This is a genomic window from Streptacidiphilus pinicola, assembly GCF_003258295.1.
GTDB classification, from domain to species: Bacteria; Actinomycetota; Actinomycetes; order Streptomycetales; family Streptomycetaceae; genus Streptacidiphilus; species Streptacidiphilus pinicola.
The window spans coordinates 1-14,997 of sequence record NZ_QKYN01000061.1 but is presented as its reverse complement, the minus strand read 5'-3'; the positions used below and the strand labels follow the sequence as shown (position 1 = coordinate 14,997).

17 protein-coding genes and 1 pseudogene are annotated in these 14,997 nt (G+C 69.8%); 8 read left to right on the top strand and 10 right to left on the bottom strand.

Going from position 1 to position 14,997, the window contains the following annotated elements; translation table 11 throughout:
• Both DN069_RS15675 and DN069_RS40925 read right to left on the bottom strand, forming a co-directional pair.
• Positions 1-387 (bottom strand): hypothetical protein, encoded by a 387-nt coding sequence (locus DN069_RS15675; RefSeq protein WP_133259936.1) that lies wholly within the window; start codon positions 385-387, stop codon positions 1-3.
• A gap of 456 nt (positions 388-843) precedes the next feature.
• On the bottom strand, positions 844-1,047 hold the full coding sequence (locus DN069_RS40925; protein WP_133259935.1) for a hypothetical protein: 204 nt from the start codon (positions 1,045-1,047) through the stop codon (positions 844-846).
• 78 nt (positions 1,048-1,125) lie between these two features.
• Here DN069_RS40925 and DN069_RS15670 point away from each other — a divergent pair, with 78 nt between their 5' ends.
• Positions 1,126-2,700: an FG-GAP repeat domain-containing protein gene (locus DN069_RS15670; protein ID WP_133259934.1), complete on the top strand. Its 1,575-nt coding sequence runs from the start codon at positions 1,126-1,128 to the stop codon at positions 2,698-2,700.
• Positions 2,701-3,229: 529 nt separating this feature from the next.
• Here the strand turns inward: DN069_RS15670 and DN069_RS15665 are convergent.
• A complete protein-coding gene (locus DN069_RS15665) occupies positions 3,230-4,174 on the bottom strand; it encodes a hypothetical protein (protein WP_111501605.1) in 945 nt (314 codons plus the stop codon).
• Positions 4,175-4,291: 117 nt separating this feature from the next.
• Positions 4,292-4,672, bottom strand: a complete 381-nt coding sequence (locus DN069_RS15660; protein ID WP_111501604.1) for a DUF4328 domain-containing protein — start codon at positions 4,670-4,672, stop codon at positions 4,292-4,294.
• Between the two features lie 208 nt (positions 4,673-4,880).
• On the opposite strand from DN069_RS15660, the gene DN069_RS15655 reads away from it, so the two are divergent.
• Together DN069_RS15655 and DN069_RS15650 are read left to right on the top strand one after the other, a co-directional pair.
• Positions 4,881-5,072, top strand: a complete 192-nt coding sequence (locus DN069_RS15655; RefSeq protein ID WP_111501603.1) for a hypothetical protein — start codon at positions 4,881-4,883, stop codon at positions 5,070-5,072.
• Between the two features lie 81 nt (positions 5,073-5,153).
• Positions 5,154-5,474, top strand: a complete 321-nt coding sequence (locus DN069_RS15650) for a hypothetical protein (protein ID WP_111501602.1) — start codon at positions 5,154-5,156, stop codon at positions 5,472-5,474.
• Positions 5,475-5,508: 34 nt separating this feature from the next.
• On the opposite strand, the gene DN069_RS15645 is transcribed toward DN069_RS15650, so the two are convergent.
• Both DN069_RS15645 and ychF read right to left on the bottom strand, forming a co-directional pair.
• Positions 5,509-6,723, bottom strand: a complete 1,215-nt coding sequence (locus DN069_RS15645; RefSeq protein WP_243639279.1) for a Fic family protein — start codon at positions 6,721-6,723, stop codon at positions 5,509-5,511.
• Between the two features lie 223 nt (positions 6,724-6,946).
• The gene (ychF, locus tag DN069_RS15640) at positions 6,947-8,020 is read right to left on the bottom strand and encodes a redox-regulated ATPase YchF (protein ID WP_111501600.1); all 1,074 of its coding nucleotides are present in this window, start codon (positions 8,018-8,020) and stop codon (positions 6,947-6,949) included.
• 157 nt (positions 8,021-8,177) lie between these two features.
• Here ychF and DN069_RS15635 point away from each other — a divergent pair, with 157 nt between their 5' ends.
• Positions 8,178-8,687 (top strand): DUF6542 domain-containing protein, encoded by a 510-nt coding sequence (locus DN069_RS15635; RefSeq protein WP_133259933.1) that lies wholly within the window; start codon positions 8,178-8,180, stop codon positions 8,685-8,687.
• Between the two features lie 21 nt (positions 8,688-8,708).
• Here the strand turns inward: DN069_RS15635 and ppgK are convergent, their stop codons facing one another.
• From ppgK to DN069_RS41580, 3 genes are all read right to left on the bottom strand, one after another.
• Positions 8,709-9,461: a polyphosphate--glucose phosphotransferase gene (gene ppgK / locus DN069_RS15630; RefSeq protein WP_111501676.1), complete on the bottom strand. Its 753-nt coding sequence runs from the start codon at positions 9,459-9,461 to the stop codon at positions 8,709-8,711.
• Positions 9,462-9,539: 78 nt separating this feature from the next.
• The gene (locus DN069_RS15625; RefSeq protein ID WP_111501598.1) at positions 9,540-10,520 is read right to left on the bottom strand and encodes a 4-hydroxy-3-methylbut-2-enyl diphosphate reductase; all 981 of its coding nucleotides are present in this window, start codon (positions 10,518-10,520) and stop codon (positions 9,540-9,542) included.
• A 100-nt stretch (positions 10,521-10,620) separates the two neighbouring features.
• Positions 10,621-10,803, bottom strand: a complete 183-nt coding sequence (locus tag DN069_RS41580) for a hypothetical protein (RefSeq protein WP_243639302.1) — start codon at positions 10,801-10,803, stop codon at positions 10,621-10,623.
• Here DN069_RS41580 and DN069_RS15620 point away from each other — a divergent pair.
• Positions 10,727-11,984 (top strand): annotated as a pseudogene (locus tag DN069_RS15620) (APC family permease). The gene DN069_RS41580 and the pseudogene DN069_RS15620 sit on opposite strands and share 77 nt — an antisense overlap.
• 95 nt (positions 11,985-12,079) lie before the next feature.
• Positions 12,080-13,315, top strand: coding sequence for an exodeoxyribonuclease VII large subunit (gene xseA / locus DN069_RS15615; RefSeq protein WP_111501597.1), 1,236 nt, complete (start codon positions 12,080-12,082; stop codon positions 13,313-13,315).
• 30 nt (positions 13,316-13,345) lie between these two features.
• On the opposite strand, the gene DN069_RS15610 is transcribed toward xseA, so the two are convergent.
• Entirely contained in the window at positions 13,346-13,846 is a 501-nt protein-coding gene (locus tag DN069_RS15610) for a GNAT family N-acetyltransferase (protein WP_111501596.1), read from the bottom strand.
• Positions 13,847-13,903: 57 nt separating this feature from the next.
• On the opposite strand from DN069_RS15610, the gene DN069_RS15605 reads away from it, so the two are divergent.
• Positions 13,904-14,179, top strand: a complete 276-nt coding sequence (locus DN069_RS15605; protein ID WP_111501595.1) for an exodeoxyribonuclease VII small subunit — start codon at positions 13,904-13,906, stop codon at positions 14,177-14,179.
• Between the two features lie 118 nt (positions 14,180-14,297).
• Positions 14,298-14,894, top strand: a complete 597-nt coding sequence (locus DN069_RS15600) for a malonic semialdehyde reductase (RefSeq protein WP_111501594.1) — start codon at positions 14,298-14,300, stop codon at positions 14,892-14,894.
• Positions 14,895-14,997: the final 103 nt, after the last annotated feature.

Sequence of the window (14,997 nt, the reverse complement as noted above, 5' to 3'; positions counted from 1 at the left end):
TCAGTCGTCCGACGCGTCCAAGTCCGACCCGTCCGCGTCGGCCTCGGGTGTGTTCTCCACCTGGACTGTCGCCTGCGGCGGGTCCAGCCGCTCGGCCCGAAAGCGATCGACGACCTGCTTCGCCCGCTCCACGGCTGCCTCGTAGGCCATCTCCGTCGTCTTACTCGCCACCGCAACCAGCAGGATCTCAACCAGCCCGCCACTGAGAGTCTTGGCGTCGCCAGCCGACTCCTCATACCAGGCCAGGCCCGTCTTCGCCTCGAGCTCGCTGATCAGCCGCGCTGGATCATCCAGTCCCATCGGCCCCTTGAGCGACACCGAAATCCTGGTTCCCACTCCCGCCCCCCATCTCGGCACCGGCCGGCATCCACCCAGGATATCCGTCATGATCAGTCCTCACAGCTGACATTGACGAACAGTCAGCCTCCTGACCCCGATGATCCTCCGGCCTCGAATCCGCAAGCTCCTGAGCAATCTGGCAGGTGGACTCCGAGCATGTTCTCTGGCGTGAAGGCCACGGATGACCGCAACCACCCGGAGCACACCCCCGAGTGGCTGCCCCCAAGGGAGCGTCGGCGCCACATCCACAGCCGGCTCGACAGCGCCGCCCTCCCAGTCGCAGAGCGAACCCGACGCCCAGGACGGCCGCACACCCTCGCCCTCACCAAGTCCCAGGAACTGTTCATCCGCGAGGGGTGAATCCGCACTCGGGCAGCCACCGACAGCGCCCGGCTCGCCTCGGCCTGGACGTGATCCTGAACCCGATCACGACACCTGATGGAGCATCAGTTCAACCAGCACCGACCCAGCACCGTATTCGATCAACCCAGAGCGCACCTCGCTTCATACGAAGCGTGGGCTGACCACCTCGGCGTGCCCTTCAAGGCCACCCTTGCCCGCGCCGCAGAGCGAGCCACCACCGAGATCGCCGATCACGGCCGGTTCACGATCAGCTGCCTCGGCGGCATCCACTTCGGCCGACGGCACCGAGCACCAGAGCCGTCGCCGCCGGCTGTTCGAAAACTGATGGGAAGACCGGATGATCAAAGGTGTACAGTCCCTGCGCCCGCACCGCGCGCGGCCCACCGATCCGGTCCTGGGGGGACTGTGACCCTTCGTTCCATCTTGTCTGATTCCACCTTCTCCAGGCGCGCTCTGCGGCGCCTCGCCACACTCGCGACCGGCGCCGCCCTCGCCCTCAGCGCCCTGCCCGGGTCCGCCTCGGCCACAGGAGGCGGCTGGGCCGAGCCCAGCATGCTGACGGTCGCCGAGCTCGGAAACACCGGCTTCTACTCCATCGGCACCCTCGGCGACTACCCCGTCGTCGACGGTTCGCCGTCCAACGCCGCATACCAGCAGCTGCTGGACATCGGCAACATCAGCGGCGGGAAGGGCGAGGACTTCCTCGCCGTCACCGCCTCCGGCCAGATGCGGCTGTTCCCGTCCACCTACGCCCGACCCAGCAACAAGTACATCGTCATCGGGTCCGGATGGCAGGCGTACAGCCAGATCTTCGTCGTCGGCGACCTCAACGGCGACGGCCGGGCCGACCTGATGGCCCGTGACCACCAGGGACGACTCTGGTACTACGCCAGCCGAAACAGCCTGACCTCCCCGTTCCACGGCCGGGTGCTCGTCGGCAGCGGCGGTTGGAACGGCTACGACCAGCTGATCGGTGCCGCGAACTTCGACGCGGGCGCCGCGGCCTCCGTGCTCGCCCGCGACTACCAGGGCCGGCTGTGGGCCTACGACGCCGGCGCGAGCGGCGGTCTCTCGGGCCGCCGACTGATCGGCTCCGGGTTCGGCCGCTACAACCAGTTGCTCGGGCTGGACTGGAACAAGGACGGCCACGGGGATGTCGTCGGCCGCACCGAGTCCGGCGACCTGTACCTGCACGCGGCCAACGGCGCAGGCGGACTCGCCCAGCCGGTCAAGATCTCCTCCGGTTTGGGCCAGGTCGGATTCCTCGGCAACCAGGGGCACCAGCCCGTCTTCGGCAAGGGCGAGATCCTGGCCCGGTACGGCAAGGACAGCTTCTGCTGGTACGCGGGCAACGGGGACGGCACCCTCGGCTCTCCCGGGTGCGGCAACTCCGTCGGACCGTACGCGGTCCTGGCCGCGACCGTCTCGCCGAACGACACGGGCTTCGTCGGCCTGGCGGGGATCGACCCGACCGGACACCTGACGGGCATCTTCCCCGGCGGCGACCTCCAGTACCCGCAGACCTCGTACAACATCCTCGTCGGCCCCGGCGACCTGACCGGCGACGGCAAGGCCGACCTGGTCGCGCGGGACCGCGCCGGGCGCCTCTGGCTGATCCCTGGTGACGGCACGGGTTCGGTGGACCGCAGGCCGGCCCTGCTCGGCTCCGGCTGGAACCAGTACCGCTGGATCGTCGGCGCGGGCGACTTCACCGGCGACGGCATCCCGGACCTGATCGCCGTCACCCCCGGCGGTGTCATGTACCTCTACCCGGGGCTCGGCAACGGCCACTTCGGCAGCCGGGTCCTCCTCGGCAGCGGATGGCAGCACTTCACGCACCTGGTGGCCCCCGGCGACCTGACCGGCGACGGCAAGGCCGACCTGGCCGCGGTGGACTCCACCGGGCGCCTCTGGCTCTACCCGGGCAACGGCAACGACACCTTCGGCGCGCGCGTCCTGCTGGGCACGGGCTGGAACAAGTTCCGCGACCTGTCCTGAGCTTGATCCTCAACCATCGGGCCCGTTCAGGGCTGCGATCGCTGTGGTCTGACCCGGTCGCGTTCGAGCAGGGTCTCGGGTCGTTTGACGGTTTGCCCACGTCATGGCGGGTGGCCCGGTGATGATTCGGGCACGTCCGACGGACCCATCGGACGGAGGCTGGCGGGGCTCATTACGTGCGCTTCCAGTGCACTGGGCACCGGAAAGCAGCTGGCAGCGGTGAAAACCAACGAAAGGCTCCGCCGCAGGTCAAAGGCCATTTGAGAGGATCACCCCAGGTCAACGACCTGGGGTGATCATTCGCTGCACGAGTGGCAGGACTTCGCGAACCAGCTCCACGACGCCGGGCACCAGCTGTACTGCCTGACGTGGCCCTGAGCCGGAGGTCTGCTTGATCCACGGGGTTGGCCGAAGCGCCGTGGCGGCCCCGCACCGAGCCCCGCGTCACGCTCCTCGTCAACCCGAAGCCGGGGACGGCAAGGACCAGGCCTCTACGGTTGAATGCCGGCCCCGCGACATCGGCGCCGAATCAGCTGGCAGCGGTCGGCGTCGAAGTCTCCGGGCGGGCCCGGCGGCGGTGATACCGCTTCGCCCAGTTGGCGCTGAGCAACCCGTTCATCGCCAGTATCGGGAACACGGTCCCGCTCCAGGCGAACAGCAGGTTCTGGTACCAGAGCCCCCGGCCTACGAGGTGGATGTAGAAGGCTCCGACGAACACGCTGACACACGGGGCCAGTAGGAGAAACGGCAGCACGGCCGCGACCCGGAAGGCGTCGTCGAAGGCGGCGACCGCCGCGGCAGGCTGCCCCTGCCCCGTCTGCCGCCGGGTGTTCAGCATCCACAGCTGCGCACGCTCGACCGACCACGAGATCAGACCGCACACCGGTGCCAGGGCAACGAAACCGAGCGCCAGGCCCGTTCGGCGCTGCGCCGCACAGGCAAGTGCGGCCAGGAGGGCGGGGCTCACGGCGAGCACCCGGGCCGCCCAGACCAACCAGAGGGGCACGATGTTTCGCAGCCGAATCGCCACAGGCGGCTGAGGCAAGAAGGCCGCTGCCGTGGCCGCTTGCCGGCGGACACGGGCCAGCTCCCAGACGCTCTCCAGCGCAGTCATCAAGACCCCGAAGACCGGGCCTATGACGATCGCCGCCGGACCCGGGAAGCGCACAGCCTGGAAGTCAAAGCGGTCGACCGGCGTGTCCAGCGTGGCCACGAAGGTGCCGACCAGATAGCCGAGGACCGGCCCACCCAGCAGGGCGGACACGGTCAATGCCAGCACGGTGCGCTGACGCAGCCGTGCAGCGACCGAAGTCACCATCTCCTCGGGCAGGTACAGATCCATCTCGCGCGCGAACCGGTCAGCGCGCTTGAAGTCACTCTTGGGGCTCCGCCATCGGTGCGCCACCCACGCGCTGATCGCGAAACCGGCCGAGCTGAGCGCGCCCGTCGTCACCCCCACCATTACCGCCGACATGTCCTGACCTGCCCGTTTCTGCCGCCCGCGCTTTCCGCGCAATCTGACGCGAGGGTTCTAGCACACCCAGACCAGGCCGCCAACCTTCCGATCCGCACAAGGAGCTGGCCTCCCAACTCAGCCGGCTCGCGCTCCCCACCCATTGCGCATGCGGTCAATCCGGCGGACCACAGCAAGGGTCAGTGCGGCCATGCCGACGTAGAGAATCTCGCTCAGCGCCAGGTGATGCAGAGCGTCGCGAGCGGTGCTCGCCGTCGCGCGCTTGAGCAGTGAGAAGCCGTCCGCCCACTGTCCTGCAGCAAGGACCGCGAGCCACCACGCGGTGAGGAGCGGATGGCCCCGACATCGCCGCTCGACGGGCTGGGCGGCGGCCCACAGATCGTTCATGAACATCTTCGGCACGAACACCTGCGCTACCGGGACAAACCAGCCGAAGAGCAGCCACGCGCGATGGCGTCGCTGCCCCTCCGGCCAGATCTCATCCGCGAAGGCGCACATGTCCTAGACCCAGACGACAACTGGGAGCCGGCGACACCGGCCCCAGCAACTGCCCCCAGAACGGCGACGGCGGGTTCGGGCAATCACGACTTGTCTGGGACGGGCCGACCGGCGGGTTGAACACCAACCACATCCCTACACCGACAACAGCAGTTACCATGTCGCGATCTTCACCACGAGTAGCACCAGTGGCAGCACCCACACCGATGTGTGGTCCGACACCAACTGGGGCCCGAGCAGTGGGTTCGTGGTTGCCCGCGACTTCAACGGCGACGGCAAAACCGACCTCGGTCTCTACTACAACGACGCCACGGCCCCGGGTGCTGTCTTCACACTGACCGCCGACAGCGACAGCGACGGCGGCTTCTCCGCCCCCGTCCGCCGCTCCAACAGCCTGTAGGACAGCAGCCCGGCATCCACAACCACCCGAGGTGGCCCGGCCCTCCAGCCGGGCCACCCCTCCCCGACATCGGACCACCCTGTGGCGACACGCCGCTACCACCAAGCTCTTCTCACCAGCGCCACAGCCATCGTGGCAAGCCTGGCGCCGCTGAACACGGCCACCGCCGACACCACCGGCCCGGCCATCAGCGTGACCGTGCCGGACAGCATCGACCTCAACGGGCCAGGCGGCGATATCACCCTCCACATCTCCAATCCGCCCACCAGCGACGCCTACGTCCAGCTGTCCCTGTCAATCGGCACCGGACTGACCGTCACCGACACAAGATCGCTCTTGGCGCCGGAGCCAGGGCGGGGCAGCGCCTCCGCGATCACGAACGCGATGCCCTTGGAGTGGTGAACGTCGTCAGGCAACCGGGCCGACACGAATCGTGTCACTGCACCGCGTAGGGATCGCAAAGAGGGCCGATGTGCTGCGCGACCAGATCGCGAACCGGGTTCATGCGTGTGCCTGCGGTATAGAACGTTCCCCGGGCCTTACCGTGCTGCATCAGCCACCCGGCATCGCGAAGCTGCCGGATGTCCCGCATCGCGCTGGCCTCTCCGAGTTCGGCGTCCGCCTGGTACAAGGCCCGACGGACCCGGTGCCCGACGAAGGCGGGCAGCAACGCGTAGAGGTAGCGCTCGGCCAACTCCTCGTCGATGCCAGTGGCCCGCAAGGCATCGAGCAGGGCTGACCAGCCCTGGTTCTGGCGGCGAACCAGATGTTGTGCGTCCTGCGCCTGCTGATGGTGCGCACGCAGGCAGAACCGGATCCACGGATGCGTGTCCCGATCCGGGGAGTACACCGGCCCGCCGACCTCGGCCAGCACGTCGTAGTAGCGCACCGTGTTGGCCGGGTAACCGAGCCATTCCTCGATCGAGGAGAACTCCGGCGGCATCAGTTGTTCCCGCGCAAAGACCAAGGTGGACAGCGCCCGTGACATCCTGCCATTGCCATCGTGCCACGGGTGGATCTTCACCAGATTCAGGTGCGCCATCGACGCGCGCACATGCACCGGTGCCTCCAGGTCGCCGTCATTCAGCCAAGCCACCAACTCATCCATGAGCGCTGGGACGTGCTCCGGATCCGGAGCCGTGTACGCGCGCACGTCCGGTCGGCCCGGCTCATTGATCCACACCTCGCGACTGCGCCACCGCCCCGGACGCTTGGCCAGATGCTTGGACTGCATCATGAAGTGCAGCGCGTTCAGACCTTCCACCTCATAGGTGAAGTGAGGGGCGTCCGCGAGTGGCTGGACGTACGTCAGCGCCAGCTGATAGCCGGCGATCTCCTCACGCACGACATCGGATGCCTCCAGCGGCTCCTCGCCGCTCATCATCGCCTCGACATCGTCGACGGTCGCCGCATACCCCTCGATGGTGTTCGACCCCGCCACGGCCCGAACCGTCATGTGCCGAAGCAACGGTCGGCCCCAGCGCGGCCGCACCGCGAGCTGATGCCGCAGCGCCGCGCGCATCGCCTCGATCTCCTCCAGGACCCGGAGATCGTCGGCATTCAGGGTAGGGGTGGCATGCAGCAATCGGCAGCCAGGGAAATTGTGGCCGCCCAGGCGGCATCGATAGCCACCCTGGGGAGCTGATGGCATGTCAGATTATCCAGTGCCAATCCAGCACCGTAGTCGATCAAGTCAAGCATTGCCCCGCGCGCCACACCGCACCCACCGACGCCCACCTGCCCTTATAGACACCAGTTCGAAATCGCAGGACATCTGAACATTCCGGCGCAACATGCGAGGCCAGCGCCGCTGAACCTACAAATCAGCCCGCTGACCTGCGGTTTCGCAAGCGAGCGGGCCAATTGTCTGATCATCACACGTTGAAGCGGAACTCCACCACGTCGCCGTCCTGCATGACGTACTCCTTGCCCTCCATGCGGGCGCGGCCCTTGGCGCGGGCCTCGGCGATGGAGCCGAGGGAGACGAGGTCGTCGAAGGAGACGATTTCGGCCTTGATGAAGCCGCGCTGGAAGTCGGTGTGGATGACGCCGGCCGCCTCGGGCGCGGTGGCGCCCTTCTTGATGGTCCAGGCGCGGGCCTCCTTGGGGCCGGCCGTGAGGTAGGTCTGCAGGCCGAGGGTGTCGAAGCCGACGCGGGCGAGAGTGGCCAGGCCCGGCTCGGTGACGCCCATCTCCTGGAGGAGCTCCAGGGCCTCGTCGTCCTCGAGCTCGATCAGCTCGGACTCGATCTTGGCGTTGAGGAAGATGGCCTCGGCCGGGGCGACCAGGGCGCGCTGGGTGTCCTTGAAGGCCTCGTCCGCCAGCTCGGCCTCGTCCACGTTGAAGACGTAGAGGAAGGGCTTGGCGGTCAGCAGGTGCAGGTCGCGCAGCGGGGCCAGGTCGAGGCCGGCCGCGAAGACGGTGGTGCCGGACTCGAGGACCTTCTGGGCCTCCTCGACGGCGGCCAACTGCGAGGCGGTCTCCTTCTTCAGACGCGCCTCCTTCTGCAGACGCGGCAGGACCTTCTCGATGGTCTGCAGGTCGGCCAGGATCAGCTCGGTGTTGATGGTCTCGATGTCGTCCTTCGGCGAGACCTTGCCGTCGACGTGGACCACGTCCGGGTCGCTGAAGGCGCGGATGACCTGGCAGATCGCGTCGGACTCGCGGATGTTCGCGAGGAACTTGTTGCCCAGACCCTCGCCCTCGCTCGCGCCGCGGACGATGCCGGCGATGTCGACGAAGTCGACCGTCGCCGGGAGCTTGCGCTGCGAGCCGAAGATCTCGGCGAGCTTGTCCAGGCGCGGGTCCGGCACCCCGACGACGCCCACGTTGGGCTCGATGGTGGCGAAGGGGTAGTTGGCCGCCAGCACGTCGTTCTTGGTCAGGGCGTTGAACAGGGTCGACTTGCCGACATTCGGCAGGCCGACGATTCCGATCGTGAGCGACATGGTGGCGTGAGTCCCGGGTTCGAGGGGGCGAGAGCGTACAGCCCCCCAGTCTACGGTTCGCAGCGGTTGCGCCCGAACGGCTCAATCACATGCCCCGCATCGCTCAACCGCGTGTCTCTGCCCTTGTCCGGCGTTCATCCGACCGTACGTTGGTCACGTGGAGTACCGAACCAGCCGGGCACAGCCCGGGACGGAGCGGAACATGGCCCTGCCCAAGCCCGCACGCTCGCCCGAGGCCGTGGTCCCTACGGCCCGACCGGCGGCCGCCGCCCCGACCGCGCGGGCGCCGCAGCGGCTGACCGCGATCGGCTGCGGCGTCCTGCTGCTCGTCACCTGCCTGGCCGCCGGCGCGCTGGACTCGATGCTGTTCGACAGCTCGGGCGTGCTGCTGGGCCTGGTCTACGTCGCAGCGAGCTTCCAGGCGTCGGTGAAGGTCCGCTCCTCCGATCTGGCGGCCGCGCCGATCAGCGGCCCGATCTGCTTCGCCCTGGCCCTGCTCTTCTTCGGCCCCGCGGCCGGCCCCGGCTGGGGCGGCCACGTGATCGGCCTGGCCGAGGCCCTCGCGCTCGACGCGGGCTGGCTCTTCGCCGGGACGGCCCTCAGCGTGACGATCGCGCTGGCACGCCACTTCTCCCTCTCGCACGCGCGGAAGAAGGCGCCGTTCTAGCCTTCCGGCTCGGCGGCCCGCTCAGCCCACCGTGGCCAGGCGGGAGGCCTGCATCGCGGCCCCGATGATGCCGGCGTCGTTCTGGAGCTGCGCCGGCACGATCTCCGCCTGCAGCGGTTTGAGCAGGGGGAGGAACTTGTCCGCCTTACGGCTGACACCGCCGCCGATGATGATCAGCTTCGGCGAGAAGAGCATCTCCACGTGGGCGAAGTAGTCGTCCAGGCGGGAGGCCCACTGGGACCAGGAGAGGTCGTGCTTCTCCCGGGCGGCGGAGCTGGCGTGCTTCTCGGCGTCGTGGCCGTTGAGCTCCAGATGGCCGAGCTCGGTGTTCGGCACCAGGTTGCCGTCGACGAACAGCGCGCTGCCGATGCCCGTGCCGAGCGTCATCATGAGCACCACGCCGTCGCGGCCCTTGCCCGCGCCGAAGCGCATCTCGGCCAGGCCCGCCGCGTCGGCGTCGTTGACGACGGCGACCGGGCGCCCGCCCAGGGCGTCGGAGAAGAGGCCCGCGGCGTCGGTGCCGATCCAGCGCTTGTCCACGTTGGCGGCGGTGCGCGTGTGGCCGTCGACCACCACGCCGGGGAAGGTGATGCCGACCGGCCCCTGCCAGTCGAACTGCGCCACGACACCCTTCACCGCGTCGGCCACGTCCTGTGGATCCGACGGCTGGGGTGTGAGCACCTTGACGCGCTCCTCGGCCAGCCGGCCGTTCTCGAGGTCTGCGGGCGCGCCCTTGATGCCGGACCCGCCGATGTCCACTCCGAAGACAGTCACGCTGTCCACGCTACGTGTGACAGGACGAACCCGCCCGTTACTCGGGCGGGTTCGTTGTGATGCGTCAACTCGGGACGGTCACTCCGTGGTGGCCGTGCCCGCCTCGGCGCGCAGGTCGCGCCGCAGCTCCTTGGGGAGCGAGAACTGCAGGTGCTCCTCGACGGACGTGACCGTCTGGACGTCACCGAAACCGCGCTCGGCCAGCCACTCCAGCACGCCCTGGACCAGGATCTCCGGCACCGACGCGCCGCTGGTGACGCCGATCGTGGCCACGCCCTCCAGCCACGCCTCGTCGACCTCGTCGGCGAAGTCGACCAGGTGCGCGTCCTTGGCGCCGGCCTCCAGGGAGACCTCGACCAGGCGGACCGAGTTGGAGGAGTTCTTGGAGCCGACCACGATCACCAGGTCGGCCTCGGCGGCGATCTGCTTGATGATCACCTGACGGTTCTGCGTGGCGTAGCAGATGTCGTCGCTCGGCGGGCTGGTCAGCAGCGGGAAGCGCTGCTTGAGGGCGTCGACGGTCTGCATGGTCTCGTCGACGGAGAGGGTGGTCTGCGACAGCCAGACGACCTTGGACTCGTCGCGGACCTTGACGTGTCCGACGTCCTCGGCGCCGTCGACGAGGTGGGTGCGCTCCGGCGCCTCGCCCATGGTGCCGATGACCTCCTCGTGGCCCTCGTGGCCGATCAGCAGGATGTCGTAGCCCTCGTCGGCGAACCGCACCGCTTCCTTGTGCACCTTGGTGACGAGCGGGCAGGTGGCGTCGATCGTCGCCAGCTTGCCGGCCTTGGCCTCGTCGTGGACGGACGGCGCGACACCGTGCGCCGAGAAGACGACGATGTTGCCCTCGGGCACCTCCTCCGTCTCGTCGACGAAGATCGCGCCCTTCTTCTCCAGCGTCTGCACCACGTACTTGTTGTGGACGATCTCCTTGCGCACGTAGATCGGCGACCCGTACTGCTCCAGGGCCTTCTCCACGGTGATGACGGCGCGGTCGACGCCCGCGCAGTAGCCGCGCGGGGCGGCGAGCAGGACACGGCGTGCAGCGGTAGCAGACATGGGCCCAGCCTACCGCCCGCCCCCGCGGCGAACCGCGCCGATCAGGGGCCCGGGAGGGGCCCCGGCGCGTCCTGCGGGGCACGCCCGGCCGCCCCGTCGATCATCGGACCATGGAACCCGCCGGGCCGCCCGCGTCGCCGTCGACCGACACCGCCGCGTCCTCGCTGCGCCGCTCCCTCGGCTTTCGGGAGCTGGTCGTCTTCGGCATGCTCTTCATCGCGCCGATGGCACCGGTCGGCATCTTCGGCGTGCTGGACGCGAAGAGCCACGGCGCGGTCTCCACGGTCTACCTGGTGGCCACGGCGGCGATGGCCTTCACCGCCTTCTCCTACGCGCAGATGCTGCGGGTGGTGCCGCAGGCCGGTTCCGTCTACGCCTACGCCCGCGCCGGGCTGGGCGAGGGCCCCGGCTTCGTCGCCGGGTGGATGGCCATGCTGGACTACCTGCTGATCCCGGCCGTCGCCTACGTCTTCTCGGGCATCGCCATGCACTCCTTGGTCCCGGCGGTGAACCAGTGGGTGTGGACGGCGATCGCGGTCGTCGTCACCACCGTGCTGAACCTGGCCGGGGTCCGGCTCGCCGCCCGGGTCGGCACGCTGGTGCTGGTCTTCGAGCTGGCGGTGCTGTTCGTCTTCATGGCCACGGCCGTCGAGGCGCTGGCGACCGGCACCGACCATCGGCCGCTGCTCAGCCCCTTCACCGGCATCGGCGGGTTCTCGCTCGGCGCGGTGATGTCGGCGGTCTCCGTCGCGGTGCTGTCGTTCCTCGGCTTCGACGCGATCGCCGCGTTCGCGGAGGAGCACGCCGGGCCGTCGGCCCGGGTCGAGGCGGGCGGTACTGCTCTGCCTGGCCCTGGCGGGCGTGCTGTTCGTCGCGCAGACGTACCTCGCGGGCCTGCTGGAACCGGACTCCCCGCAGTATCTGGCGGCACACCCGGAGGCCCAGGGCAGCGCGTTCTACGACACGGTGGAGGCCTCGATCGGCCACTGGCTCCACCTGCTGGTCGCGGTCAGCAAGGCCGTCGGCGCGGCGTTCGCCGCGCTGGCCGGTCAGGCGGCGGCCGGCCGGCTGATCTTCGCGATGGCACGCGACGGCCGCTTGCCGCGCCCGCTGGCCCGGATCGACTCCCGCACCGGCGTCCCCTTCGGCGCGCTGCTGGTCGCCGCGACGATCACGCTCGCGGCGGCGGTCTGGTCCGCGTCCCGCTCGGACGGCCTGGACCAGCTGACCTCGGTGGTCAACGTCGGCGCGCTCTCGGCGTTCGTGCTGCTGCACGCGTCCGTCGTCGGCTGGTACGCCGTCCGGCACGGGAGCCGGGCGTGGCTCCCGCACCTGCTCATGCCCGGAGTGGGCACGGCGGTGATCGTCTGGGTACTGGTCGCGGCGTCGCACACGGCGCAGATCGTCGGCGCGGCGTGGCTGGCGCTCGGCCTCGGCGTCTGGGCCCTGGAGCGGGCGCGTTAGGGGCGCGGAGCGCTTCTTGAGGGGCGCGGGGAACTGTGCCCCTGAAGTAGTGCCACGTCCCCGAGCTTGTCAGTTCCGGACCGTAGGCTCTGGGCATGGCACTTGAGACCTCGCCCGACGCGCCCATTCCCGTGAGCCGTGTCTCCGCGCTCATCGGTGGGTGGATCCAGCGGCTCGGCGCGGTCTGGGTGGAGGGCCAGATCACCGAGTTGAGCCCCCGTCCGGGCGCCGGAGTCGTCTTTCTGACGCTGCGTGACCCGTCGCAGAACGTCTCGATTTCCGTGACCTGCTACCGGTCCGTCTTCGACCCCGTCGCCACGCTGGTCCAGCCCGGCTCCCGGGTGGTCGTGTACGCGAAGCCCGAGTGGTACGCGCCACGCGGGACGCTGTCGCTGCGCGCGGCGGAGATCCGGATGGTCGGGCTCGGGGATCTGCTCGCGCGGCTGGAGCTGCTCAAGCGCAGCCTCGCCGCGGAGGGGCTGTTCGCGGCGGAGCGCAAGCGACCGCTGCCGTTCCTGCCGCAGTGCATCGGGCTGGTGACGGGCCGCGCCAGCGCCGCCGAGCGGGACGTGCTGCAGAACGCGCGCCGGCGCTGGCCGGCCGTGCGCTTCGAGGTGCGCAACGTGCCGGTGCAGGGCGCCTACGCCGTGCCGGAGGTGATCACGGCGATCAAGGAGCTGGACGCCCACCCCGAGGTCGACGTGATCATCGTGGCGCGCGGCGGCGGCAGCGTCGAGGACCTGCTGCCCTTCTCCGACGAGGCACTGATCCGCGCGGTCGCCGAGGCCCGCACGCCCGTGGTCAGCGCGATCGGGCACGAGCCGGACCAGCCGCTGCTCGACTTCGTCGCGGACCTGCGCGCCTCGACACCGACGGACGCGGCCAAGCACGTCGTGCCGGACGTGCGGGAGGAGCTGGCCCGTGTCCACGCCCTGCGGGACCGGGCCCGGCGGACCATAGAGGGCCGTCTGCACCGGGAGGAGGCGGGGCTGGCGAGCATCCGGACCCGCCCGGCGCTGGCCGCGCCGCACCGGCTGATCGACGACCGCGCGGCCGAGGTCCGTTCGCTGGTGGACCGCTCGCGACGCACGCTCGGTCACCGCCTCGACCGCGCCGCGACGGAGCTGCACCACACGCTCGCGCGCGTCGTGGCGCTCTCCCCCGCGGCGACGCTGCAGCGCGGCTACGCGGTGCTGCAGCGCACGGCGGACGGCGCGGTGGTCCGCGCCCCTGGCGAGATCGCCGTCGGCGAGGAGCTGCGCGCCCGCGTCGCGGAGGGCGCGTTCACGGTGGCGGTCAGCGCGGTGGAGGCCCAGGCCGAGGAGGAGTGACCGCGCTCTCGCGGGCGACCGACGCGTGGGTCAGCGCAGCGTCGTACGGGAGAGCGCGACCGAGTACTCGGTGAAGCCGAGGGCGCGGTAGAGGTCCTGGCCGAGTGGGCTGGCGTGCAGGTCGAGCCGGGTGGCGCCCTGCTTGTCGAACCAGTCCAGCAGCGCTTCGGTGCAGGCGCGGGCGTAACCGCGGCGCCGGCGGTCCGGATCGGTGCAGATGTTGAAGACAAAGCCGAAGAGGCCGTCGGGGTGACCGGGGGCGGGCAGCCGCTGCTCCAGCGTGCCCACCGCGCAGGCCGCGAGGCGGCCGGGGCGCTCCTCGTCGTCCACGACGAACACTCCGAAGACGGGACGGCCACCGCCTGCCTGGTCCGGGCTCAGGCCGGAGCGCAGGATGCTCTCGGTGAGCGGCTTCCAGTCGCCCGAGCTCTCCGCCGCGATCGTGCCGCTCTGCATGGAGGCGAACATGACCTCACGCAGACGGACCAGCTCGGGGGCGTCGTCGGGCACGGCGGAGCGCACAGTGATCATGGCCGGACCCTAGTCGCGCCCTCACGGGATGTCAGCCGCATTCCATAGGCTGAGCGCATGGCGAAGACGGAGCCCGGGGCGAAGCCGGGCGAGACCAACGGCGAGGACGTGCTGGGCTACGAGCAGGCTCGGGAGGAGCTGCTCGACGTCGTGCGCCGGCTGGAGACGGGCGGCGGCACGCTGGAGGAGTCCCTCGCGCTGTGGGAGCGCGGCGAGGAGCTGGCCCGGGTGTGCGAGCGCTGGCTGGACGGGGCCCGGGCCCGGCTGGACGCCGCCCTGGCCGCCGACGAGGGGCGCGAGGCCGCAGCCGACGAGGAGTCCGAGGACGAGTGAGCCCGATCACATAGCCAGTTACCTATTTGGGAAATAGTTGAAGCATCACCTACGTTGGAGATCGACGGTGACAGCGTCCGGTCACCGCCGACCGATCTTCTTCTGAGGTGTGAACACCATGACCGACATCCTCGCTCTCGACCCCGCGGCCCAGGACCTGCTGTTCCGCGAGGCACGTACCGCGAACACCTTCACCGACGAGCCCGTCACCGACGAGCAGGTCCAGGCCATCTACGACCTGGTGAAGTACGGGCCCACCTCGATGAACATGCAGCCGCTGCGCGTCGTCCTGGTTCGCTCCCCCGAGGCCCGCGAGCGCCTGGTCGACCTGATGATGGACGGCAACAAGGAGAAGACCCGCACGGCCCCGCTGGTCGCCATCCTGGCCACCGACCACGAGTTCCACGAGGAACTGCCGACCCAGTTCCCGCACTTCCCGCAGGCCAAGGACGCCATCTTCGGCGAGCGCCCGGTCCGTGAGTGGGCCGGCTCCTTCAACGCCGCCCTGCAGGCCGGCTACTTCATCATCGGCGTCCGCGCCGCCGGCCTGGCCGCGGGCCCGATGACGGGCTACGACGCCGAGGGCATCAACAAGGAGTTCCTCGACGGCGACCACGCCGTCCTGGCCGTGGTGAACATCGGCAAGCCGGGCGAGGACGCCTGGTTCCCGCGCGGCCCGCGCCTGGCCTACGACGAGGTCGTCACCACCGTCTGAGCCAGCCGGCACCGAGCGCCACAGCACGGAGCCCCGACCGAGTACCGCCCGGTCGGGGCTCCGTGCTGTGGCCGTGCTGTGGCGCCGGGGTCAGCGGCCGGCC

What these genes read in the sequence shown, in the direction of transcription:
- DN069_RS15675 (WP_133259936.1), bottom strand. Translation starts at nt 387, where the DNA reads ATGACGGATATCCTGGGTGGATGCCGGCCGGTGCCGAGATGGGGGGCG.
- DN069_RS15665 (WP_111501605.1), bottom strand. Translation starts at nt 4,174, where the DNA reads ATGTCGGCGGTAATGGTGGGGGTGACGACGGGCGCGCTCAGCTCGGCC.
- DN069_RS15660 (WP_111501604.1), bottom strand. Translation starts at nt 4,672, where the DNA reads ATGTGCGCCTTCGCGGATGAGATCTGGCCGGAGGGGCAGCGACGCCAT.
- DN069_RS15645 (WP_243639279.1), bottom strand. Translation starts at nt 6,723, where the DNA reads ATGCCATCAGCTCCCCAGGGTGGCTATCGATGCCGCCTGGGCGGCCAC.
- ychF (WP_111501600.1), bottom strand. Translation starts at nt 8,020, where the DNA reads ATGTCGCTCACGATCGGAATCGTCGGCCTGCCGAATGTCGGCAAGTCG.
- DN069_RS15625 (WP_111501598.1), bottom strand. Translation starts at nt 10,520, where the DNA reads ATGTCTGCTACCGCTGCACGCCGTGTCCTGCTCGCCGCCCCGCGCGGC.
- xseA (WP_111501597.1), top strand. Translation starts at nt 12,080, where the DNA reads ATGGCACTTGAGACCTCGCCCGACGCGCCCATTCCCGTGAGCCGTGTC.
- DN069_RS15610 (WP_111501596.1), bottom strand. Translation starts at nt 13,846, where the DNA reads ATGATCACTGTGCGCTCCGCCGTGCCCGACGACGCCCCCGAGCTGGTC.
- DN069_RS15605 (WP_111501595.1), top strand. Translation starts at nt 13,904, where the DNA reads ATGGCGAAGACGGAGCCCGGGGCGAAGCCGGGCGAGACCAACGGCGAG.
- DN069_RS15600 (WP_111501594.1), top strand. Translation starts at nt 14,298, where the DNA reads ATGACCGACATCCTCGCTCTCGACCCCGCGGCCCAGGACCTGCTGTTC.